The sequence below is a fragment of the Aeromicrobium sp. genome (assembly GCF_025965075.1).
Classification (GTDB): domain Bacteria; phylum Actinomycetota; class Actinomycetes; order Propionibacteriales; family Nocardioidaceae; genus Aeromicrobium.
In genome coordinates, this window is the sequence record NZ_JAOPXQ010000211.1 from 1 (window position 1) to 19,956 (window position 19,956).

At 71.0% G+C, this 19,956-nt stretch carries 20 protein-coding genes and 2 tRNA genes; 6 read left to right on the forward strand and 16 right to left on the reverse strand.

Features of this window, described 5'->3' with window-relative positions; translation table 11 throughout:
- Together secD and JWQ91_RS12710 are read right to left on the reverse strand one after the other, a co-directional pair.
- Window positions 1-2,285, reverse strand: a 2,285-nt coding sequence (gene secD / locus JWQ91_RS12705; protein WP_297784619.1) for a protein translocase subunit SecD, incomplete at its 3' end; no start/stop codon positions are given.
- Window positions 2,286-2,344: 59 nt separating this feature from the next.
- On the reverse strand, window positions 2,345-2,686 hold the full coding sequence (locus JWQ91_RS12710) for a hypothetical protein (protein WP_297784623.1): 342 nt from the start codon (window positions 2,684-2,686) through the stop codon (window positions 2,345-2,347).
- A gap of 71 nt (window positions 2,687-2,757) precedes the next feature.
- On the opposite strand from JWQ91_RS12710, the gene JWQ91_RS12715 reads away from it, so the two are divergent.
- Window positions 2,758-3,726 (forward strand): aldo/keto reductase, encoded by a 969-nt coding sequence (locus tag JWQ91_RS12715; protein WP_297784626.1) that lies wholly within the window; start codon window positions 2,758-2,760, stop codon window positions 3,724-3,726.
- A 348-nt stretch (window positions 3,727-4,074) separates the two neighbouring features.
- Here the strand turns inward: JWQ91_RS12715 and JWQ91_RS12720 are convergent, their stop codons facing one another.
- The 4 genes from JWQ91_RS12720 to JWQ91_RS12735 are packed head-to-tail and all read right to left on the reverse strand — an operon-like array spanning window position 4,075 to window position 7,479.
- Complete coding sequence (locus JWQ91_RS12720) at window positions 4,075-4,665, reverse strand: hypothetical protein (protein WP_297784629.1); 591 nt, start codon at window positions 4,663-4,665, stop codon at window positions 4,075-4,077.
- A gap of 25 nt (window positions 4,666-4,690) precedes the next feature.
- On the reverse strand, window positions 4,691-5,557 hold the full coding sequence (gene efeU, locus JWQ91_RS12725) for an iron uptake transporter permease EfeU (RefSeq protein ID WP_297784632.1): 867 nt from the start codon (window positions 5,555-5,557) through the stop codon (window positions 4,691-4,693).
- A 57-nt stretch (window positions 5,558-5,614) separates the two neighbouring features.
- Window positions 5,615-6,889, reverse strand: a complete 1,275-nt coding sequence (locus tag JWQ91_RS12730; protein WP_297784635.1) for an HRDC domain-containing protein — start codon at window positions 6,887-6,889, stop codon at window positions 5,615-5,617.
- Window positions 6,886-7,479: a DUF3000 domain-containing protein gene (locus JWQ91_RS12735; RefSeq protein WP_297784638.1), complete on the reverse strand. Its 594-nt coding sequence runs from the start codon at window positions 7,477-7,479 to the stop codon at window positions 6,886-6,888. The genes JWQ91_RS12730 and JWQ91_RS12735 overlap by 4 nt, the downstream gene beginning before the upstream one ends.
- Before the next feature lie 70 nt (window positions 7,480-7,549).
- Between JWQ91_RS12735 and hemE the strand changes: the two genes are divergently transcribed.
- From hemE to hemQ, 3 genes are read left to right on the forward strand one after another with little or no spacing between them, the layout of a single operon-like run.
- Window positions 7,550-8,587: a uroporphyrinogen decarboxylase gene (gene hemE / locus JWQ91_RS12740; RefSeq protein ID WP_297784640.1), complete on the forward strand. Its 1,038-nt coding sequence runs from the start codon at window positions 7,550-7,552 to the stop codon at window positions 8,585-8,587.
- Between the two features lie 4 nt (window positions 8,588-8,591).
- Window positions 8,592-9,923 carry a protoporphyrinogen oxidase gene (gene hemG, locus JWQ91_RS12745; protein WP_297784643.1) on the forward strand — a complete coding sequence of 444 codons (1,332 nt, stop codon included), beginning with the start codon at window positions 8,592-8,594 and terminating at the stop codon, window positions 9,921-9,923.
- Window positions 9,920-10,639 (forward strand): hydrogen peroxide-dependent heme synthase, encoded by a 720-nt coding sequence (gene hemQ, locus JWQ91_RS12750; protein ID WP_297784646.1) that lies wholly within the window; start codon window positions 9,920-9,922, stop codon window positions 10,637-10,639. Before hemG ends, hemQ begins: the two co-directional genes overlap by 4 nt.
- Before the next feature lie 78 nt (window positions 10,640-10,717).
- Here hemQ and msrB read toward each other — a convergent pair whose 3' ends face one another.
- From msrB to JWQ91_RS12765, 3 genes are all read right to left on the reverse strand, one after another.
- Window positions 10,718-11,146: a peptide-methionine (R)-S-oxide reductase MsrB gene (gene msrB, locus JWQ91_RS12755; protein ID WP_297784649.1), complete on the reverse strand. Its 429-nt coding sequence runs from the start codon at window positions 11,144-11,146 to the stop codon at window positions 10,718-10,720.
- 63 nt (window positions 11,147-11,209) lie between these two features.
- Complete coding sequence (locus JWQ91_RS12760) at window positions 11,210-11,698, reverse strand: hypothetical protein (RefSeq protein ID WP_297784652.1); 489 nt, start codon at window positions 11,696-11,698, stop codon at window positions 11,210-11,212.
- Between the two features lie 29 nt (window positions 11,699-11,727).
- Complete coding sequence (locus JWQ91_RS12765) at window positions 11,728-12,375, reverse strand: dihydrofolate reductase family protein (protein ID WP_297784654.1); 648 nt, start codon at window positions 12,373-12,375, stop codon at window positions 11,728-11,730.
- 33 nt (window positions 12,376-12,408) lie between these two features.
- On the opposite strand from JWQ91_RS12765, the gene JWQ91_RS12770 reads away from it, so the two are divergent.
- Window positions 12,409-13,242 (forward strand): PPK2 family polyphosphate kinase, encoded by an 834-nt coding sequence (locus JWQ91_RS12770; RefSeq protein WP_297784657.1) that lies wholly within the window; start codon window positions 12,409-12,411, stop codon window positions 13,240-13,242.
- A 119-nt stretch (window positions 13,243-13,361) separates the two neighbouring features.
- Here the strand turns inward: JWQ91_RS12770 and JWQ91_RS12775 are convergent, their stop codons facing one another.
- From JWQ91_RS12775 to JWQ91_RS12795, 5 genes are all read right to left on the reverse strand, one after another.
- Window positions 13,362-14,120 carry a sirohydrochlorin chelatase gene (locus JWQ91_RS12775; RefSeq protein WP_297784660.1) on the reverse strand — a complete coding sequence of 253 codons (759 nt, stop codon included), beginning with the start codon at window positions 14,118-14,120 and terminating at the stop codon, window positions 13,362-13,364.
- 40 nt (window positions 14,121-14,160) lie between these two features.
- Window positions 14,161-14,322 (reverse strand): hypothetical protein, encoded by a 162-nt coding sequence (locus JWQ91_RS12780; RefSeq protein ID WP_297784662.1) that lies wholly within the window; start codon window positions 14,320-14,322, stop codon window positions 14,161-14,163.
- A complete protein-coding gene (locus tag JWQ91_RS12785) occupies window positions 14,319-16,004 on the reverse strand; it encodes a nitrite/sulfite reductase (protein ID WP_297784665.1) in 1,686 nt (561 codons plus the stop codon). The genes JWQ91_RS12780 and JWQ91_RS12785 overlap by 4 nt, the downstream gene beginning before the upstream one ends.
- A 308-nt stretch (window positions 16,005-16,312) precedes the next feature.
- Window positions 16,313-16,939, reverse strand: coding sequence for a hypothetical protein (locus tag JWQ91_RS12790; RefSeq protein ID WP_297784668.1), 627 nt, complete (start codon window positions 16,937-16,939; stop codon window positions 16,313-16,315).
- Complete coding sequence (locus JWQ91_RS12795; protein ID WP_297784671.1) at window positions 16,940-18,589, reverse strand: acyl-CoA dehydrogenase family protein; 1,650 nt, start codon at window positions 18,587-18,589, stop codon at window positions 16,940-16,942.
- 56 nt (window positions 18,590-18,645) lie between these two features.
- On the opposite strand from JWQ91_RS12795, the gene JWQ91_RS12800 reads away from it, so the two are divergent.
- Window positions 18,646-19,515 (forward strand): YihY/virulence factor BrkB family protein, encoded by an 870-nt coding sequence (locus tag JWQ91_RS12800; protein ID WP_297784674.1) that lies wholly within the window; start codon window positions 18,646-18,648, stop codon window positions 19,513-19,515.
- Window positions 19,516-19,738: 223 nt separating this feature from the next.
- On the opposite strand, the gene JWQ91_RS12805 is transcribed toward JWQ91_RS12800, so the two are convergent.
- A tRNA-Val gene (locus tag JWQ91_RS12805) sits at window positions 19,739-19,810 on the reverse strand.
- A gap of 21 nt (window positions 19,811-19,831) precedes the next feature.
- Window positions 19,832-19,902 (reverse strand) — tRNA-Cys (locus tag JWQ91_RS12810).
- Window positions 19,903-19,956 lie beyond the last annotated feature (54 nt).

Here is a 19,956-nt window from a genome sequence, read left to right on the forward strand (position 1 = left end):
CCCGTCGACCGGCCGTCGTCGATCGTGGCGTACGGGTCGATGACCTTCGCGCGAGGAGCCGACGGGTCGTACGGCCAGCGCTCCTCGAACACGACCGCCAGCGCCGAGGCGGTGAAGATCGTGGACAGGATGCCGACCGACAGGCCGATCAGCAGCGCGATCGCGAAGTCCGTCAACGAGTCGCCGCCGAGGACCGCCAGCGCGGCGAGGATGAACATCGCGCCCAGCCCCGTGTTGATCGTGCGCGGGATCGTCTGCAGGATCGCCTCGTTGACGACCGTGCGCAGAGGTCGGCGACGGTTGTCCCCGGTGTGCTCGCGGATGCGGTCGAACACCACGATCGTGTCGTTGACCGCCAGGCCGATGATCGACAGGACCGCCGCGAGGAACACGCCGTCGATCGGCTTCCCCCACCACGCGAACACCCCGACGACGGTCAGCACGACCGACGACATCGACAGCACGGCCGCCGCGGCGTAGGTCCACCGGAACCGCCACGCGAGATACAGCATCTGCGCCGCGATCGCGATCGCGAACGCGATGAGAGCCTTGTCCCGCAGCTCCTTGCCGAGGCTGGGGCCGACGAGCTCGTCGCGCTCCTTCTCGACGTCACCGGCGACCGTGGCGAGCGCCTTCTCGATCTCGACCGCCTCGTCGTTGGTGATGTCGTCGAGGCGGATGCTGACGTTCTCGTTCTCGCCGTCGCCGCTCGAGGACTGGACGACCGCCTTGGGGAAGCCGGCCTCGCCGATGACCTCGCGGGCCTCCTCGGCGTCGACGGACTTCGACGTGCTGTACTCCAGCAGCCGGCCGCCGGTGAACTCGACGCCGAGGTTGAGCCCGCGCAGGGCGATGCCGCCCACGGACACGACCGCGACGACCAGCGTGATGACGATCCAGGTGCCGCTGCGCTTCATCAGGTCCGGGCCGCTCTCGGTGAGCCAGGCCCGGATCCGTCCGGTGCCGGCGAGGCCGCTGATCGCGGGCCGGCCGCGCACGAACGAGCGGCGGACCGCCCACTCGCACAGCACCCGGGCGACCACGAGGGCCGACACCATCGAGGCGACGACACCGATCGACAGGGTCACGCCGAATCCCTTGACCGGGCCGGACGCGAAGAAGAACAACAGGGCCGCCGCGAGCAGGGTCGTCACGTTGGAGTCGATGATCGCCGACCATGCCTTGTTGAAGCCGGTCGACAGGGCGGGGGAGAGCCCGGCCTCGGCACGTTCGGCGTACTCCTCGCGGGCGCGCTCGAACACCAGGACGTTGGCGTCGATCGCGAGCCCGATCGCGAGCACGAAGCCGGCCAGACCGGGCAGGGTCAGGGTCGCGCCGAGCCACACCAGCAGCCCGTAGGAGATGAGGGCGTACGTCCCGAGGGCGATCGTCGCGAGGAGTCCGACGAGCCGGTAGACGAACATGATGAACAGGCCCGTCAGGATGATGCCGATGACGGCGGCCTCGATGGAGGCGTCGATCGCGACCTTGCCGAGCGTCGGCCCGACGGTCCTCTGCTCGACGGTCTCGACGTCGACGGGCAGCGCGCCGCCCTTGATCAGGACCGCCAGGTCGTCCGCGGTCTTCTGGGTGAAGTCGCCGCTGATCGAGGTGCGGGCCCCACCGCCGGCCGAGCACAGGTCGGGCACGACGCCGGGCGAGGAGATGACCTCGTCGTCCAGGAGGATAGCGACCCGGTTGCCCGCGGCCGGGTTGGCGCAGGCGTCGGAGACGAGCTGGCGCCAGCCGGCCTTGCCGGTGCCGTTGAACGAGACGTCGACGAGCCACTGGCCCAGGCCCTGCTGCTCGGTGCCGGCGGTGGCGTTGCTGACCCCGTTGCCGTCGAGCAGGGTCTTGCCGACGATGATCGGGTTGCCGTCCTCGTCCTTGACGAGCTTCTCGCCCTTGCCGGGCTCGGTGTCCGCGGTCGGGATGGCGACGACCTCGTGGAACGTCAGCTGCGCGGTCTGGCCGATGACCTCGGCGGCCTCGCGGGGGTCCTGGACGCCCGGCAGCTCGACGATGATGCGGTTCTCGCCGGAACGGGCGAGCGTCGGCTCGGAGACGCCGAGCGCGTCGACGCGCCCGCGCAGGACGGTGAGCGCCCGGTCGGTGGCCTCGGCGTCGGCCTTGACGCGTTCGGTGTCCTGGGTCTCCAGGACGATCTGGGTGCCGCCCTTGAGGTCGAGGCCGAGCTTGGCGTCGGACGTCACGGCGAGCAGGAGGGAGACGGCGATCACGGCAAAGGCCGCGAGCGCGCGCCACAAGGGTGCACGGGAGGTCATGGATCAAGTCTTTCGAGGGAGCGCCGGAGCGGCGCGGGGTCGGACTGGTGGGCGCGGGCTCAGAGAGCCGGCGGCGCCCGTCCGACCGGGGTGACGGTGTCGATGCCGGGACGGACGACGTCGACACGGTCCACGACGTACGACACCGCCGCGGCGACGTGCGCGTGCGTGGTCGGCGGGGTCGAGGCGAGGTCGAGGTGGGTCCCGTGCCGGTCATGCGACTGTGGGACCGTCACGGCGGCATGCCGCACGGCGTGGTGCCCCTGGCTCGCGTGGGACGTGCCGGCGTCATCGGTGGTGTCGGACGCCCGGGCGGTGCCACCTGTCGCGACGAGCAGGACGGCGACGAGCGCCGCCATCAGCACGGCGGCGATGCGGCGCGCCGTGGTCGTCGTGAGCATCCCTCGAGCATACGGGAGCGCCGGGGTGGGACGGGACCTCTGCGCGTGCGGGCTGCTCCTAGGCTGGCCCCATGCACACCACACGCACCCTCGGATCCTCCGGCATCGTCGTCTCCGCCACGGGCATCGGCTGCAACGCGTTCGGCACCCGGATCGACCTGGACCGGACCCGGGCCGTGGTGGACGCGGCCTTCGAGCACGGCGTCACGTTGTTCGACACGGCCGACAGCTACGGCCGCGGGCAGAGCGAGGAGCTGCTCGGCACCGCGCTCGTGGGCCGGCGCGACGAGGTCGTCGTCGCGACGAAGTTCGGCATGGACATGGGTGGGGTCAACGGCGACGACGGTGGCCGGCGCGGCTCCGCGGCGTACGTCCGCACCGCGGTCGAGGCCAGCCTGCGCCGGTTGCGCACCGACCACATCGACCTCTACCAGCTGCACACCCCGGACCCGGCGACGCCGATCGAGGAGACGCTCGGGGCGTTGACCGAGCTGGTCAAGGAGGGCAAGGTGCGGGCCATCGGCTCGTCCAACCTGCAGGCGTGGCAGGTCGTCGACGCGGACTGGATCTCCCGGACCCACGGCCTCGCGGCGTTCGCGACCGCGCAGAACGAGTACTCGCTCTACAACCGCACGGCCGAGGTCGAGCTGGTTCCGGCGTGCCTGGACCGTGGCGTCGGGATCCTGCCGTACTTCCCGCTCGCGTACGGACTACTCACCGGCAAGTACCGTCGCGGGGAGCAGGCGCCCTCGGGCTCGCGCCTCGAGGCCCAGTCGGACCGGCTGCAGGGCGCGGACTGGGACCGGGTCGAGGCGCTCCAGGGCTTCGCCTCCGCCCGGGGCGTCTCGCTCCTCGAGCTGGCGATCGGTGGCCTGGCGGCCCAGCCCGCCGTGTCGAGCGTCATCGCCGGGGCGACGGGGCCCGAGCAGGTCGCGGCGAATGCCGCCGCGGCACGCTGGACCCCGACCGCGGCCGATCTCGACGAGCTGTCCGAGATCGGCCGGCCGGGTCAGTCGTACACGACGTTCGCGCCGAGGTGAGCCCGAGCCGATCGGCGGTTGCCCCTGGAACGACCGCCGATCGGCAGTCCGGGATCCCTCGACCCCCCGAGGCCTCCACGGTAGGCGAACGCGAGCGCCTGGTGAGGGAGATCGACCAAGAACTGGGGCGATGGTCCCAATCTGGTCCCGACGGGCCAGGGAACGCCCTCTCTTCGAGCCAGGGGGAGTGGTCACACCGGGGGAGAAGAAAGGCGTCGGGCTGGGAAGCGCCTCACGGCGCATGGCCGCTCGAAGCGGCTAATTGTGGGACCCGGGGCTACCGCAGCCCGACGCGTGCACCAGCCTAACCCCGCTCACGGCTGACACAAGGCCGATCCGGTGTGGCGTTCAATGCAGCTGGCCGGCCCGCTCCAGCTCGGCGGCGCGGTGCAGGTGCAGGGCCGTGTCGACGAGCTTGACAGCGCTGTGCGGATCGCCGGTGTCGAGCTGTCCGCGGCCGACCCCGACGATGTGGGCGAAGGCCGCGGCCCGGTCGAGGGTCACGTCGAAGTGCGCGCTGACGATGCCGCGGACGACGGTGTCGACCAGCGCGATGACCTCCTCGGGCCCGGGTGGGTCCACGACGCCCGCGAGGACCTCGTGCACCGGGGCGTACGCCTTGCCGGATGCGTACTCGCGCGCCGCCTGGTCCGGCTGGCGATGGACCCAGGTCCGCAGGAGGTAGAGCCGCCACAGCGCGCCGGCGAGGCTGTCGGGGGCGGCGTGGGACCAGAGCTCGGCGATGACTCCGAGCCCCTCCTCGTCGGCGAGGTGCAGGACCCGGTCGACGAGCCCCTGGTCGTCGTCGTTGCGGGGTCCACGCACCAGCAGGGTCGCGATGCGGTGCCCCGCCGCGGCCAGCTCGGCAGGATCGGACCCGCCGGCCTGCGCCTCGAACAGCGCGGCACCGGGCAGCGACGGCTTCTTGAACTCGCTCACGCGCTCACGGTAGCCCGCGGGGCCATCACGACGACGCGTTGACCGACTCCGAGGGTGCCGGTGTCGGTGCGGCGGGCGCCTTGGGCTTGCGCCGGTAGAGGGTCAGGACGATCGCGAGGTAGACGACCCAGACGCCGGCCTGCAGCCAGGTCGGATCGGGCTGGAAGTTGATCGTGCCCTTCAGCAGCGTGCCCATCCAGCCGCCGGGGTTCTGCGGGTTCCACGTCGCCGCCGCCGGGTCGCTGACGTCGAACGCCTTGGTGGCCAGCCCCGGCAGGAAGCGCGCCTCCTGGAGGTCGTGCACGCCGTAGGCCAGCACGCCGGCCGCGACGATGATCAGGAGGTAGCCGGTGACGGTGAAGAACTTGCCGAGGTTGACCTTCACGGCGCCGCGGTAGATCAGGTAGCCCAGGACGGCGGCCACGACGAACCCGCTGAACGCGCCGATGAACGGTGTCGCGGTATAGCTGTTGGCGATCGTCGCGTAGAGGATCGCGGCGGTCTCGAGGCCCTCACGGCCGACCGTCAGGAACGCCACCAGGGTGATCGCCCCGGCGCCGAGCAGGACGGCGGACTCCAGCTCGCCCTCGAGCTCCTTCTTGAGCCCACGGGCGGTGCGGCGCATCCAGAAGATCATCCAGGTCACGAGCGCCGCCGCGATGATCGACAGGGAGCCACCGACGCCCTCCTGCCAGCGGAACGGCAGCTGGTCGACCGCGATCGTGATGATCGTGAACGCGAGGACGACCAGGGTGATGGCCGTTGCGACGCCGATCCAGATGTAGCGGACGTCGCGGCGGCGGCCGGTCTTGACCAGGTAGGCGACGAGGATGCTGATGACGAGGCTGGCCTCGAGGCCCTCGCGCAGTCCGATCAGGAAGTTTCCGAGCACCGACCCAGTGTAAGGGAAGGTGAGGCTAACCTGCCGGTCGCGTTGACTGTGTTCCTGCTAGGAGACCGGCGCCAGCGCCTCGGTCAGCGGCTCGACGATCAGCCCGACCTGCCACTGGCGGGCTCCGGCGGCCCGGAGCTCGGCGGAGACGGACTCGACCGTGAGCTCGGCCGGGGGTGCCCAGGCGAGGTTGCGGACCAGCTGCGGGCTGATGAGGTTCTCGGTCGGCAGGTCGTGCTCCTCGGCGACCGCCGCGATGACCTCGCGGCTGCGGGCGAGGCGTTCGGCGGCCACGGGATTCTTGTCGGCCCAGGCGCGCGGTGGCGGCGGGCCGTCGATGCGCTGGGTCGCGGTCGGGAGCTGCGCCTCGGGCAGCGTGAGCCCACGCTCGATCGCGTCGAACCAGTCGCCGAGGAAGCGGCGGGGGCCGCGGTTGCGCATGATCCGCAACCCCTTGAGTGCGTTGAGGTCGTGCGGGGGAGACGAGGCCAGCTCGAGGATCGACGTGTCCGGCAGGATCCGGCCGGGGGTCGTGTCGCGCGCCCCGGCGATCCGGTCACGGGTCTCCCACAGCTCGCGCACGACGGCCAGGGCGCGGCGGCCGCGGGCCTTGTGGATCCCGGACGTACGCCGCCAGGGCTCCTTGCGCTCGGGCGGCCCCTGGAACAGCAGCAGCGACTCGAACTCCTCGGCTGCCCACTCGCGCTTGCCGGCCTTGACCAGGTCGGCGTCGATCAGGTCCCGCAGCTCGACCAGCACCTCGACGTCGAGGGCCGCGTAGACGAGCCACGGATCGGGCAGCGGTCGTGTGGACCAGTCGGCTGCGGATAACTCCTTGGCCAGGCTCAGCCCGAGGTAGTGGTCGACCAGGGCGGCCAGGCCGACCCGGGGGAGGTTGAGCAGCCGACCCGCGAGCTCGGTGTCGAACAGCTTCTCGGGATAGAGGCCGACCTCGGCCAGGCACATCAGGTCCTGCGTCGCGGCGTGGAGGATCCACTCGTTGCCGTCGAACGCCGTGTCGATCGGGACCAGGCTGTCGAACGCGGTGGGGTCCACCAGGTGCGTCCCGGACCCCTCCCGACGGATCTGGATCAGGTAGGCGCGCTGGGAGTAGCGGTAGCCCGAGGCGCGCTCGGCGTCCAGGGCGATCGGGCCAGTGCCGGCGAGGATCGCGTCGCACGTCGCCTGCAGCTGGGCGGGCGTCTCGACGACGGGGGGCAGCGGGTCACGCAGCTCCAGGCGCGGTGACTCGACGGCGACCGGCTCGGTCGCCTCCTCGTCGATCGCGGTCAGCGGTGCCCCGTCCGGGGTCGCCTCGTCCGGGGCGCTCAACGGGGACCACGCCGGCGCTGGAGCGGGATGACCCCGGGCGCCAGCGGGGGCAGCCCGGCGATCGCGCACAACAGGTTGGACCACGCCGAGGCGTGACCGCCCATGTCGGCGCTCGGGGTGTCCATGACCGGGGTCCAGGACGCGCGCACCTCGATCTGGGCGTCGGACCCGTCGGCCTCCATCTCCCCGAATCCCTCCGAGCGGACGACCGTGACGCTGCCGCTGGCCGCGGTGTAGGCGCTGCCGTACGCCGACAGGGCCTCGGTCAGCCAGCTCCAGCCGACGCTGGGCAGCACGGGGTCCGCGGCCATGTCGGCCTCGATGTCGGCCCGGGCGAACGTCACGCAGCGGAACGTCCCGCCCCATGCGTCGTTGCCGGCCGGATCGTGCAGCAGGATGAACCGCCCGGTCGCCAGCTCGTCGTCGTCGATCAGGACGTCGCCGCTGATCGCGAAGGAGTGCGGCGCGATGCGTTGGGGCGCGGGCATCTCGTCGACCACGACCTCGGGTCGAAGGACGGCGCGGCGCACATGGTCCACGGCCTGCGTGAACTGCGCGGGCGTGCGATCGATCTCGCTTCTGACTCCCACCCTGCGATGGTAGGCGTGATGGGGTCAGGCCTGGGCCTCGACACTCCGCACGACCTGAGAGACTGGTCGGGTGACCGCGACCTTGACTGACAGTGCCTTCCTGCGGGCGTGCCGCGGCGAACGCCCCGACCACACGCCCGTCTGGTTCATGCGACAGGCGGGACGCTCGCTGCCGGAGTATCTCGCGCTCCGCGAGGGCACCACGATGCTCGACTCGTGCTTCCGCACCGACATGGTCGTGGAGATCACGATGCAGCCCGTCCGCCGCTATGGCGTCGACGCGGCGATCTTCTTCTCTGACATCGTGGTCCCGCTCAAGGCGATCGGTGTCGACCTCGACATCGTGCCGGGCACGGGGCCCGTCGTCGCCGAGCCGATCCGCTCGGCCGCGCAGCTGGCGCAGTTCCGGGACGTCGAGCCCGACGACGTCACCGCGATCACCGACGCCGTGACGGCGCTGGTGGGCGAGCTCGGCTCGACGCCGCTGATCGGCTTCGCCGGCGCGCCGTTCACGCTCGCGTCCTATCTCGTCGAGGGCGGCCCGTCACGGGACCACCGACTGACCAAGCAGCTGATGTACTCCGACCCCGACCTGTGGCACGCCCTGCTGGGCCGCATGGCCGCGATCGCGGGCCAGTTCCTGCGCCTCCAGGTCGAGGCCGGCGCCTCCGCGATCCAGCTGTTCGACTCGTGGGCCGGAAACCTGTCGCTCGCCGACTACGAGACGTACGTCAAGCCGCACTCGGCCGCCGTGCTCGCCTCGGTCGCCGACCTCGGCGTGCCCCGCATCCACTTCGGCGTCGGCACAGGTGAGCTCCTGCACTCGATGGGTGACGCCGGCGCGGACGTCGTGGGCGTCGACTGGCGGGTGCCGCTCGACGAGGCGATCAAGCGGGTCGGACCGGGCAAGGCGGTCCAGGGCAACCTCGACCCGACCGCGGTGTTCGCGCCGACCGAGTTCGTGCACGCCCGCGCGGCCGAGGTCATCGAGGCCGGCCGGGCAGCCGAGGGGCACGTGTTCAACCTGGGCCACGGCGTCCTGCCGGCCACCGACCCGGACGCGCTGGCGCGCCTGGTCGACTTCGTCCACGCCTACGACCTCGCGTAGCCCGATGAGGGTCGCCGTCGTCGGTGGGGGCATGGCGGGGCTCGCCGCCGCCCACGAGCTCGCGACGGCGGGCGTCGAGGTCGTCGTCCTGGAGGGATCGGACCGGCTCGGCGGCAAGCTGCGCCTCGGTGAGGTCGGTGGGCTGACCCTCGACCTCGGCGCGGAGTCGATCCTCGCCCGGCGGCCCGAGGGACTGGACCTCATCCACGCCGTGGGGCTCGACGACCGGGTCGTCCACCCGGCGACCATCACGGCGTCGATCTGGACGCACGGCGCGCTGCGGGCCATGCCGCCGACCGTCATGGGCATCCCCGCCGACCCTGCGGCGCTGGCCGCCTCGGGCATCGCCGACATGCCCGATCCGCGGATCCTGCCGGCGCCCGACGAGGACATCTCGGTCGCCGAGTTCGTCACCGCGCGGCTGGGCCGTGACGTGCTCGACCGGCTCGTCGAGCCCTTGCTGGGTGGTGTCTACGCCGGCCACACCGACCAGCTCTCCCTGCGGGCGACGACCCCGCAGATCGCCGCCCTCGGTGACGACCTGCTGACCGCCGCCGCCGAGCACCGGGCCGCCGCGACGGCGACCGGGCCGGTGTTCGCGGGGCTCGTCGGGGGAGTGGGACAGCTGCCGGCCGCCGTCGCCGCGACACCCGGGATCGACGTCCGTCTCGACGCGACCGTGCGGGCCGTCGGACGTACGCCCGAGGGGTGGCGGCTGTCGGTCGGCCCGACGACCGACGTCGAGGTCGTCGACGTGGACGCCGTCATCATCGCCGCCCCGGCGCCCGCCGCGGCGCGCCTGCTCGCCGAGGAGGCGCCCGACGCCGCGTTCGCCCTCGCCGCGATCGACTACGCCAGCATGGCGATCGTGACGTTCGTGCTCGACGACGCCGTCGTGCCGGAAGGCTCCGGCTTCCTGGTCCCGCCCGTCGACGGCACCTTCATCAAGGCGGCCACGGTGTCGTCCAGCAAATGGGGCTGGATCGGCGAGTCCGGCCGCACCGTGATCCGTGCGTCCGTCGGCCGGGCCGGCGAGACCACGCTGCTGCAGCACGACGACGTGGACCTCGCGGCCCGCGCGCTCGCCGACCTGCGGGCCGCGTTCGGCAGCCTGCCCGACCCGGCCGACCGGGTCGTCCAGCGTTGGGGCGGTGGGCTGCCGCAGTACGACGTCGGCCACCTCGACCGGGTCGAGACCGTCGAGCGCTCGGTCGCCGGGGTGCCGGGGCTCGAGGTCTGCGGTGCGGCCTACCGTGGTGTCGGCATCCCCGCGGTCATCGGGTCGGGCCGGGCCGCCGCCCGCCGGTTGCTCGACGCTGGGACAATCGACTCATGACTGACGCTGCCCCGCACATCCCCAACAAGGGGAAACTGGCCAAGGAGATCAACGAGTCGATCCGCTACACGATGTGGTCGGTCTTCCGCCTGGACCGGGTCCTCGGTGACGCCGACCGCCAGGCCGAGGCCAACGAGGTCGAGGCGCTGTTCGCCAAGCTCGCCGCCGACGACATCGTGGTCCGCGGGACGTACGACGTCAGTGGCCTGCGTGCCGACGCCGACCTGATGATCTGGTGGCACGCCCCGACGAGCGAGGCGCTGCAGGCGGCCTACAACGGGTTCCGCCGCACGGCCCTGGGCTCGCGCATGGCGCCGGTGTGGTCGCAGATGGCGCTGCACCGGCCGGCCGAGTTCAACCGCTCGCACATCCCGGCGTTCATGGCCGACGAGCAGGTGCAGACCTACGTCTGCGTCTACCCGTTCGTCCGGTCGTACGAGTGGTACCTCCTGCCCGACGACGAGCGTCGCGCGATCCTCAAGGAGCACGGCATGGCGGCCCGGGACTACCCGGACGTGCGGGCCAACACCGTCGCGTCGTTCGCGCTGGGCGACTACGAGTGGATCCTTGCCTTCGAGGCCGCCGAGCTGCACCGCATCGTCGACCTCATGCGCGAGCTGCGGGCCACCGAGGCGCGGCGCCACGTGCGCGAGGAAGTGCCGTTCTACACCGGCAAGGTGCACACCGTCAGCGAGCTCACGAGCCTCTGGCCCTAGCCCCCGCCGACCCCGCTGGGCCTGACGTCTCGACGCCGACACGCCTGGCGTGTCGGTCAGAACGTCAGGCCCACGGGGTCAGGAGGCGTCGGCCTGGAGCTTGAGGCTGATGCCGTTGATGCAGTAGCGCTGGTCGGTCGGGGTGTCGAAGCCCTCGCCCTCGAACACATGCCCGAGGTGCGAGCCGCACGTGGCGCAGCGGACCTCGGTGCGGACTCCGCCGAACATCGAGCGGTCCTCGATGTACTCGACCCGGTCCTCCGCGAGCGGGGCGTAGAACGCCGGCCAGCCGCAGTGCGCGTCGAACTTCGTCTCGCTGCGGAACAGCTCGGAGCCGCAGGCCCGGCAGGCGTACACGCCGACCGTCGGATCCGTCTCGTAGGACGAGGTGAACGGTCGCTCGGTCCCGGCCTGGCGCAGGACCTGGAACTCGGCCGGGCTGAGCTCGGCCTTCCACTCCTCGTCGGTCTTGTCCACGTCGTACGTCTTCTCGCTCGGCTTGCTCATGCCTCCAGCGTACGGGGCAGGGCCAGCCGTCCCGGCCGACGGAACGCCGCGCCCCTGCCCGGCTCAGCGCTGGGCGTCGAACGGGACGTGCTCGAGCAGGTGGACGCTCGGGACGTCGAGCTTGCGCTGTGCGCGCGACGTCCAGTCGACGTGGAGGAACTCCTTCACGAGGTGCGGCTCGGTGAGCACGATGACCTCCGACGAGCCGGTCGCCTTGACGAGCGCCAGCAGCGCGTCGACGGGATCGTCCTCGGTCAGGGTCGCGGTGACCTCCTGGCCGCGGTCGACGAGCAGCTGGGCGCTGGCCTCGACGTCGTCCTGGCCGATGTTGACGATCTCGTCCTGGAGACCATCGATCGCGGCCGGCTCGACGAGCGGCACGACCTGGCCGCCGAGCGCCGACATCGACGAGGACATGATCGCGGTCGAGCTCTCCACGGGGAGCAGCAGGTGGTAGCGGACGGTGTCGTCGAGGCCCTCGTGGAGGGCGACGATCTGATCAGCGTCGAGCGGGTTGAGCCGGCGCTCGATGAGGAGTGAGACGTCAAACATGAGTGGGGGATCCCTTCGTCGGGTTCAGACTACGCGCGGTCCCGGAGCCACCTGGTCAGGAGGACCCCGTCGACGTCGAGGACGTGGCCGCGGGTCATCGGCCGGTCGACAGCGGTCGGTCCGTGCGCGATGCGGGGGGCGTCGCCGGACGACAGCACCGGCGCGATCGTGAGGCACAGCTCGTCGACCAGGTCGAGGTCCACGAGGTCGCCGTGCAGGGACGGGCCGCCCTCGCACAAGACCTTGTCCAGCCCGCGGCGGCCCAGCTCGGCCAGCACGGCGGGCCAGTCGATCGTGCCCGTCCCGAGGGCGATGACGTCGACGTCGCGCAGCCGGGCGAGCTCCACGGCGGGGGCGTCGGCGGTCGTGATGACGAGCTGGCCGGGCACGACGAGACGCTCGGGGATGTCGAGGCGGCGGCTCACCACCGCGATCGGGACGTCCGCGGGACCATAGCCCTCCGCGCGGGCGGTGCCGGCGCCCACCACGACGACGTCGGCGAGGGAGCGCAGGATCCCGAACACGTGGGTGTCGACGTCCCCGCCCAGGGAGCCGGAACGCCCGTCGGCGGCGTGCGCCGCGCCGTCGAGGGTCGTGACGAAGTTGGACCGCACCCAGGGGCGATCCGTGGCGGGATAGGCGTACAGGCGCGCGATCTCGGTGTCATCGGGCAGCATGCCCCGACCCTACGGGCACGGCATACTGCACAGATGGCGAACTCCCTGGACTCCCAGCTGACCGTGACCGGACCGGTCGTCCTCGCGTCGTACGACTCGCGAGCCACGACGGGCTTCGACGGCGGCAAGGCCAAGGCCAAGGGCGCGCTGCAGGCGCTGGGCGACGAGCTCAGCGACCAGCAGGAGAAGCTTTTCGCGAGCGGCCACGCTGGGACCGGTTCGCAGCGCGTGCTGGTCGTGCTGCAGGGCATGGACACCTCCGGCAAGGGCGGGATCGTGCGCCACGTCGCGGGCCTCGTGGATCCGCAGGGCCTCGCGATCACGTCGTTCAAGAAGCCGACGCCCGAGGAGCTCGAGCACGACTTCCTGTGGCGCGTCGAGAAGGCGCTGCCCGGGCCCGGCATGATCGGCATCTTCGATCGGTCGCACTACGAGGACGTCCTGATCGGGCGGGTCCGTGGACTCGCCGACCCCGCCGAGATCGAGCGCCGCTACGGCGCGATCAACGACTTCGAGCAGGCGTTCACGGCCTCCGGTGGGGTGCTGCTCAAGTGCTTCCTGTACATCACCCCGGAGGACCAGAAGGAGCGCCTCGAGGCCCGGCTCGAGGACCCCACGAAGTTCTGGAAGTACAACACCGGGGACCTCGACGAGCGGGCGCTCTGGGACGCCTACCAGGCGGCGTACGCCCTCGCGATCGAGCGCTGCTCGGCCGTGCCGTGGCACCTCGTGCCGAGCGGGCGCAAGTGGTACCGCAACTGGGCCGTGGCGACGCTCCTCGTCGAGCAGCTGCGCGCTCTCGACCTGCAGTGGCCGGCGCCGGACTTCGACGTCGAGGCCGAGAAGGCCCGCCTCGCCGCGATGTAGACGCTACGACGGATCGGGCGTCGGGTCACCTCACCCACGTAGTGACGCCCCGCTGGGCGTGACGTTTGCGCCCCCGATCTGGCGATCTGGGGGCGCAAACGTCACGCTCAGCGAGATCGTCAGGCGAAGAGGGCCTCGAGCGGGACCAGGTCGACGGCACCGACGGCGTAGCGGGCCAGGATGACCCGCGCGACCTCGACGTCGACGCCCAGCGGCTCGGCGACCGCGACGGCCCCGGCCTCGTACGCCAGCTCGTTGACCCGGTCGGGCAGGACGCCCGGCGCGAGGAAGAGCTGTCCGACCGCGATGTGACGACGTCCGTCGGCCCGGTGCTGCCGCACGGCCTCGCCGGCCGCCGGCGGCACGCTGGAGGCGAACGCCGCGATGGTCGGGAGCTTGTGATGGGCTCCCCACGCACGCGCCGCCCGGGAGATCGCGGCGTTGGCCAGCGGGTCGGACGAACCGGCTCCCGCCAGGACCAGCGCGTCGAGCTCGCGGACCCGGTTCTTGGACAGGGCCTCACGCAGACGCTTGTCGAGCACGTGGAAGAACGCGTTCTCGATGCCGAGGACGTCCGTGGCCTGGATCTTGATGCCCTCGTGACGCGCCAGGGCGCCCGTGATGACGTTCGGGACGTCGACGTTGGCGTGGAACGCCTCGGTCAGCAGCAGCGGGACCACGACGATCTCCTGGTGACCCTCGGCGACGAGCCGGTCGACGACGTCGTCGAAGCGCGGTGCGGCCAGGTCGAGGAATGCCGCTTCCACCCGGAGATCGGGACGCATGCACGCGACCATCTCCGTGAGGGCTGTGATGGTCTTGGCAGAGCGCGGGTCGCGGCTGCCGTGCGCCAGGGCAATGAGTGCTGGTGCGGTCATGATGCGTGCCTCCTTTCAGTTGGTGGTGCGGTGGTGGTGTTCACAGGGTGGTCAGGTCGGTGGGGGACAGCTGGCCGATGAAGCCGAGCCGGAACGCCCGTAGGCAGGAGCGACACTCCCACTCGCCGTGCGTCTCGCCGTGGGGACGCAGGTCCTCGTCGGCGCAGTACGGGCAGTGGAACGGGACGGCGCGGGTGGTCATCGAAGGACCTCCTCATCGGCGCGGGACACCCAGCGGGCGAAGGACTCGTCGTCCTCGCGCTGCTCGAGGTACGTCCGCGAGAGCTTCTCGATGTAGTCGGGCAGGTGGTCCCCGGCGACCTTGTGGGCGCGCAGCTTGCGGCCGAAGCCGGCCTGGAACCCGAGCGCGCCGCCGAGGTGGACCTGGAAGCCCTCCACGGTGTTGCCGTCGGCGTCGCTGACGAGCATGCCCTTCAGGCCGATGTCGGCGGTCTGGATGCGGGCGCACGAGTTGGGGCAACCGTTGACGTTGACCGTGATCGGTGTGTCGAGCTCGGGGACCCGCTGCTCGAGCTCGTCGATGAGGGTCGCGGCGCGATCCTTGGTGTTGACGATCGCGAGCTTGCAGTACTCGATGCCGGTGCACGCCATGGTGTTGCGGCGCCACTGGGACGGGCGGGCGTGCAGGCCGATGCCGGCCAGCGCGGCGACCAGGCTCTCGACCCGGTCCTCCTCGACGTCGAGGACGACGAGCTTCTGCATCGGCGTGGTACGGATGCGCGTGCTGCCGTGGGCCTCGACGATGTCGGCGAGCTGGTTGAGCAGGGTCCCGGAGATGCGGCCGACCGTGGCCGCGACGCCGACGTAGAACTTGCCGTCGCGCTGCGGGAACACGCCGACGTGGTCGGCGGGCGTCTCGGGCATCGGGGGCGCCTCGAGATCAGGCAGCCGGCGCTCGAGGTACTCGGTCTCCAGGACCTCTCGGAACTTCTCGATGCCCCAGTCCGCGATGAGGAACTTCAGGCGTGCCCGGGTGCGCAGGCGGCGGTAGCCGTAGTCGCGGAAGATGCTGACGACGCCCTTCCACACCTCGGGGACGTCCTCGAGCGAGACCCACACGCCGACCCGTTCGGCGAGCATCGGGTTGGTCGACAGGCCGCCGCCGACCCACAGGTCGAAACCGGGGCCGTGCTCGGGGTGCACCGCACCCGTGAACGCGACGTCGTTGATCTGCGGCACGACGTCGTGGTCGGGGTGGCCGCTGATCGCGGTCTTGAACTTGCGCGGCAGGTTGGAGAAGTTCCGGTCGCCGATGAAGGTGCTCTCGATCGCATCGATCGCCGAGGTGCCGTCGATGATCTCGTCGCCGGAGATCCCAGCCACGGGGGAGCCGAGGATGACGCGGGGGCAGTCGCCGCAGGCTTCCTGGGTCGACAGGCCGACGGACTCCAGCCGGTTCCAGATCGTGGGGACGTCGCGGACGTCGATCCAGTGGTACTGGACGTTCTGCCGGTCGGTCAGGTCAGCCGTGTCGCGGGCATGGTCGATCGAGATGTCGGCGACGGTCCGCAGCTGCTCGAGGTTGAGCTGGCCGCCGTCGACGCGCACGCGGAGCATGAAGTGCTCGGCGTCGAGCTCCTCGGGCTCGAGGGTCGCGGTCTTGCCGCCGTCGATGCCCTGCTTGCGCTGCGTGTAGAGGCCCCACCAGCGGAAGCGGCCCCGCAGGTCGCCGGGATCGATCGACGCGAAGCCGCCGTGCGCGTAGATGTTCTCGATGCGAGCGCGCACGTTGAGCGGGTTGTCGTCCTTCTTGGACCGCTCGTTGGCGTTCAGGGGCTCGCGGTAGCCCAGCGCCCACTGGCCCTCGCCGCGCTTGGGGCGCGGTCGACGGGCGGGGGTGTCGGTGCCGGTAACTGATGCCATGAACTTCCCTTGGGGCAGGGCGCACGGCGATCAGGACAGGTTCGTCACGGGATGGTCGCCGCGCGCCTGGATTGACTTGAGTCAGTGCAGAGGTCGCGCGTTGATCAGCGACACATCATGTTGCGAGCGCGGCCGAGGTCGACGTGGAGTCGTCCCACGAGCCAGAGGTGCTGCGCCGAAAGCATGTCCCCAGTCTGGGGAGCCCCGGCCCGAACGACAAGGACGAGTCTCACGATTCGGGACGGCCGTCCAACATGTGAAACCGGACGGTCGATCCACGCGGCAGAACGGAACCTGTGTGGGCTGGGTCACTCCGCCGGGACGAGGACGGACACGGTGTACGCACCCACGGCCGACGCCCCGAGCACGGTCCCGGCCGCCACGAGGGCCACGTCCCACGGCACGAGGCCCGCCGTCGCGAGGCCGATCACGACCGCCGGCTGGAAGACCGCCAGCAGGCCCAGCGGGAGGACGGCCCCACCGACGAGGACCGGGACGGCCGACAGGGCCTCGGACCCGCCGCCGTCGATGCTGAGCGTCGTCCACGCACCCACCAGGCCGACGAGCGCCGCGCCCACCGCGGTGAGCACGAGGCTGGGATCGGTGAAGACCAAGGTGTCGCCGAGCCGGTCCTCCAGGACCAGGGCCAGCAGGCCGCCGAGGACGCCGCCCACGGCGTGCGCCACGACGGCGGGCAGCAGGGTGGCCCAGGGTCGCCGCCCGACGACGGCGAGCGTGACGGCGGCGGCCGGGTTGGCCAGCCCCACGGAGGAGTGCTCCTCGGTCGCGTGCAGCTGGGCGTACCAGGTCAGCAGGACGACCAGGGCGGCGACGGCGACGACCGCCAGGGTGGCGTCGGCGGCGCGCAGCGCCATCGCGGACACGAGCGTGATCATCGCCGACATCGAGGCGGCGATGACGAGCAGGCGGCCCATTCAGGCGTCCAGGTGGGGGGTGGTCCGGGCGACGATGCCGGCGAGGTCGAGCCCACGGGGGAGCGTCCCGAACGTGCCGCCCCAGTCACCGCCGAGCCGGGAGGCGCAGAACGCGTCGGCGACGGCCGGGTCGCCGTGCTGCAGCAGGACCGTGCCCTGCAGGACCGCCGCCATCCGGCCGGCGATGCGGCGGGCCCGGGTCTCCACGTCGCTCAGGTCGGCGAGCTCGACGAGGACCTCGTCGACCGCGGCGTCGAGGCGGCTGTCCTCGCCGCGGACCGTCCCGACCTCGGTGATCCACGCGTCGAGGCTCTCGGGCTCGCGGGCCAGTGCGCGCAGGACGTCCAGCGCGTTGACGTTGCCGCTGCCCTCCCAGATCGAGTTGAGGGGCGACTCGCGGAACAGCAGGGGCATGCCCGACTCCTCGACGTACCCGTTGCCGCCGAGGCACTCGAGTGCCTCCGCGACCATGAACGGGGTCCGCTTGCAGACCCAGAACTTCTCCAGGGCCAGCCCGATGCGTCGCAGGGCCTGCTCGTGGGCGTCGTGCGGCTTGTCGACCGCCGAGGCGAGACGCAGGGACACCATCGTCGCGGCCTCGCTCTCGACCGCGAGGTCGGCGAGGACGTTGATCATGGCCGGCTGGTCGGCGAGTGTCGAGCCGAACGCGGCCCGCTGCGACGTGTGCCACGCAGCCTCGGCGACGGCCTTGCGCATGATCCCGGCCGAGCCGAGGATGCAGTCCTGGCGGGTCGCGGAGACCATCTCGATGATCGTGCGGATCCCGCGTCCCTCGTCGCCGAGACGGATCGCCCAGGCGTCGTTGAACTCGAGCTCGCTGGAGGCGTTGGACCGGTTGCCCAGCTTGTCCTTGAGGCGCACGATCGACAGGGCGTTGCGGGTGCCGTCGGGGCGCACCCGGGGGACCACGAAGCACGTGACGCCCTCGGCGGCCTGGGCCAGCACCAGGAAGACGTCGTTCATCGGTGCGGAGGTGAACCACTTGTGACCTGTGAGGAGGTACTCGCCGTGCGTCTCGGTCGGCCGTGCCTGCGTCGTGTTGGTCCGCAGGTCCGAGCCACCCTGCTTCTCCGTCATGCCCATGCCGGCGAGCAGGCCCGCCTTGTCCTCGGGTCGGCGGAGCCCGAAGTCGTACGTCCGCGAGGCCAGTCCCGCGGTCCACTGCTTGGCGATCGCGTCGTCGACGCGCAGGGCGGGGATGACGGCGTAGGTCATCGTGATGGGGCACATGTGGCCCTGCTCGACCTGGCCCCAGGTGAGGAAGCCGGCGGCGCGCTGGAGGTGGGCCACGGGGCTCTGGGAGAGCCAGGGCTCGGCGGTCAGGCCGAAGCCGACGCCCTGCGCCATGAGCCAGTGCCACGAGGGGTGGAAGTCGACCTCGTCGACCCGGTTGCCGAACCGGTCGGTGGTGCGCAGCACGGGCTCGTTCTCGTTGGCCAGGTGCCAGTGCTCGCGGGCCTCGGCCGAGCCGGCCAGGCTGCCCATCGGCGTGATCGCGTCCACGACCGTGGGGGCGTGGTCCCCGGCGAAGGCACCCACTGCATCCATCAGCGCCTGATCTGCGGTCGCGACGTTGTATCCGACAAGTGGGGACGCCTGGTTGGAAGGTGCGCGCTGCAGGGGATCCATGTCGCTACGGTAGAGGCATGGCGGTGCAACCGGTAGACCGACCGGGGATCCCCGAAGTGTTCAGCAGCCTGATCGCGCGGACGGTCAGCAGCTGCTTCCGCTACCGGGTCACGGGCCTCGCCGCCGAGGCCGCGTTCTTCGCGATCCTGTCGCTCCCGCCGCTCGTGTTCGGCCTGGCCGGGACGATCGGATTCATCGCCGACCGCTACGACGTGACGCAGGTCGACGTCCTCAAGGACCGCATCATCGAGCTGTCGTCCAAGGCGCTGACCGACAGCACCGTCGACAAGGTCATCGCCCCGACCCTCAACGAGGTCCTGGGCGGGGGCCGCATCGACGTCATCTCGATCGGCTTCGTCCTCGCCCTGTGGTCGGGGTCCCGTGCGCTCAACGTCTTCCTCGACACGATCTCGATCATCTACGGCTTCGGTGGGCACCGGGGGATCGTCAAGACCCGGGCGCTGTCGTTCCTGCTCTACGTCATCGCCCTGATGGTGGGGATCGTGCTGGTGCCGATGGTCCTGATCGGGCCCGAGCTCGCGGCGGACATCCTGTCGGACCGGTTGTCGTTCCTGCGGATGTTCTACTGGCCGGCCGTGCTGCTGCTGTCGATCGGCTTCCTGACGACGCTCTACCACCTGGCCGTCCCGGTGCGGAAGAAGTGGCGGACCGGGCTGCCGGGCGCGGTGTTCACGCTGACGTTCTGGATCCTGGGCAGCTATCTGGTCCGGTGGGCGCTGGGATTCTCCTCCGGCGGCACCTCGATCTACGGCCCATTGGCGGCGCCCATCGCGGTGCTGCTGTGGCTGTACGTCCTGTCGATCGCGGTCCTCATCGGCGCCGCGCTCAACGAGGCCGTCGAGCGGATGCTCGAGGACACCCGGTGGGGCACACGGACGCTGCGCAACCGCGACGAGCTCGACTAGTCGCCATTCGTGCGGTCGTGTCGGCGTTCGTGAGGAAGAATGGAAGTGCCCCACCTCGCGTTGTTCGAGGTGGGGCACCTGCGTTGCCGAGGCTGTCTGCTCAACCGCCGACATGACACTCGTACCCGACGACCTGTCACCTACACATGATGCGGGTCACATTTCCTCCGCAAGGTGGGGAACGACGAAGGACCCCTGACGAGTCAGGGGTCCTTCGGTGGTGTGGGCGATACTGGGTTTGAACCAGTGACCTCTTCCGTGTCAGGGAAGCGCGCTACCGCTGCGCCAATCGCCCGTGCGTATTCAATTGTGTGCGAGGTGGGTACGGGATTTGAACCCGTGTAAACGGATTTGCAGTCCGTTGCCTCGCCTCTCGGCCAACCCACCGCTGGATGGGTATGGAGACCCTCTCCGAGCGGACAACGAGATTCGAACTCGCGA

Coding starts and splice junctions, on each gene's coding strand:
- JWQ91_RS12710 (WP_297784623.1), bottom strand. CDS start 2,686: ATGCTCACGACGACCACGGCGCGCCGCATCGCCGCCGTGCTGATGGCG.
- JWQ91_RS12715 (WP_297784626.1), top strand. CDS start 2,758: ATGCACACCACACGCACCCTCGGATCCTCCGGCATCGTCGTCTCCGCC.
- hemG (WP_297784643.1), top strand. CDS start 8,592: ATGAGGGTCGCCGTCGTCGGTGGGGGCATGGCGGGGCTCGCCGCCGCC.
- hemQ (WP_297784646.1), top strand. CDS start 9,920: ATGACTGACGCTGCCCCGCACATCCCCAACAAGGGGAAACTGGCCAAG.
- msrB (WP_297784649.1), bottom strand. CDS start 11,146: ATGAGCAAGCCGAGCGAGAAGACGTACGACGTGGACAAGACCGACGAG.
- JWQ91_RS12760 (WP_297784652.1), bottom strand. CDS start 11,698: ATGTTTGACGTCTCACTCCTCATCGAGCGCCGGCTCAACCCGCTCGAC.
- JWQ91_RS12765 (WP_297784654.1), bottom strand. CDS start 12,375: ATGCTGCCCGATGACACCGAGATCGCGCGCCTGTACGCCTATCCCGCC.
- JWQ91_RS12770 (WP_297784657.1), top strand. CDS start 12,409: ATGGCGAACTCCCTGGACTCCCAGCTGACCGTGACCGGACCGGTCGTC.
- JWQ91_RS12775 (WP_297784660.1), bottom strand. CDS start 14,120: ATGACCGCACCAGCACTCATTGCCCTGGCGCACGGCAGCCGCGACCCG.
- JWQ91_RS12780 (WP_297784662.1), bottom strand. CDS start 14,322: ATGACCACCCGCGCCGTCCCGTTCCACTGCCCGTACTGCGCCGACGAG.
- JWQ91_RS12785 (WP_297784665.1), bottom strand. CDS start 16,004: ATGGCATCAGTTACCGGCACCGACACCCCCGCCCGTCGACCGCGCCCC.
- JWQ91_RS12790 (WP_297784668.1), bottom strand. CDS start 16,939: ATGGGCCGCCTGCTCGTCATCGCCGCCTCGATGTCGGCGATGATCACG.
- JWQ91_RS12795 (WP_297784671.1), bottom strand. CDS start 18,589: ATGGATCCCCTGCAGCGCGCACCTTCCAACCAGGCGTCCCCACTTGTC.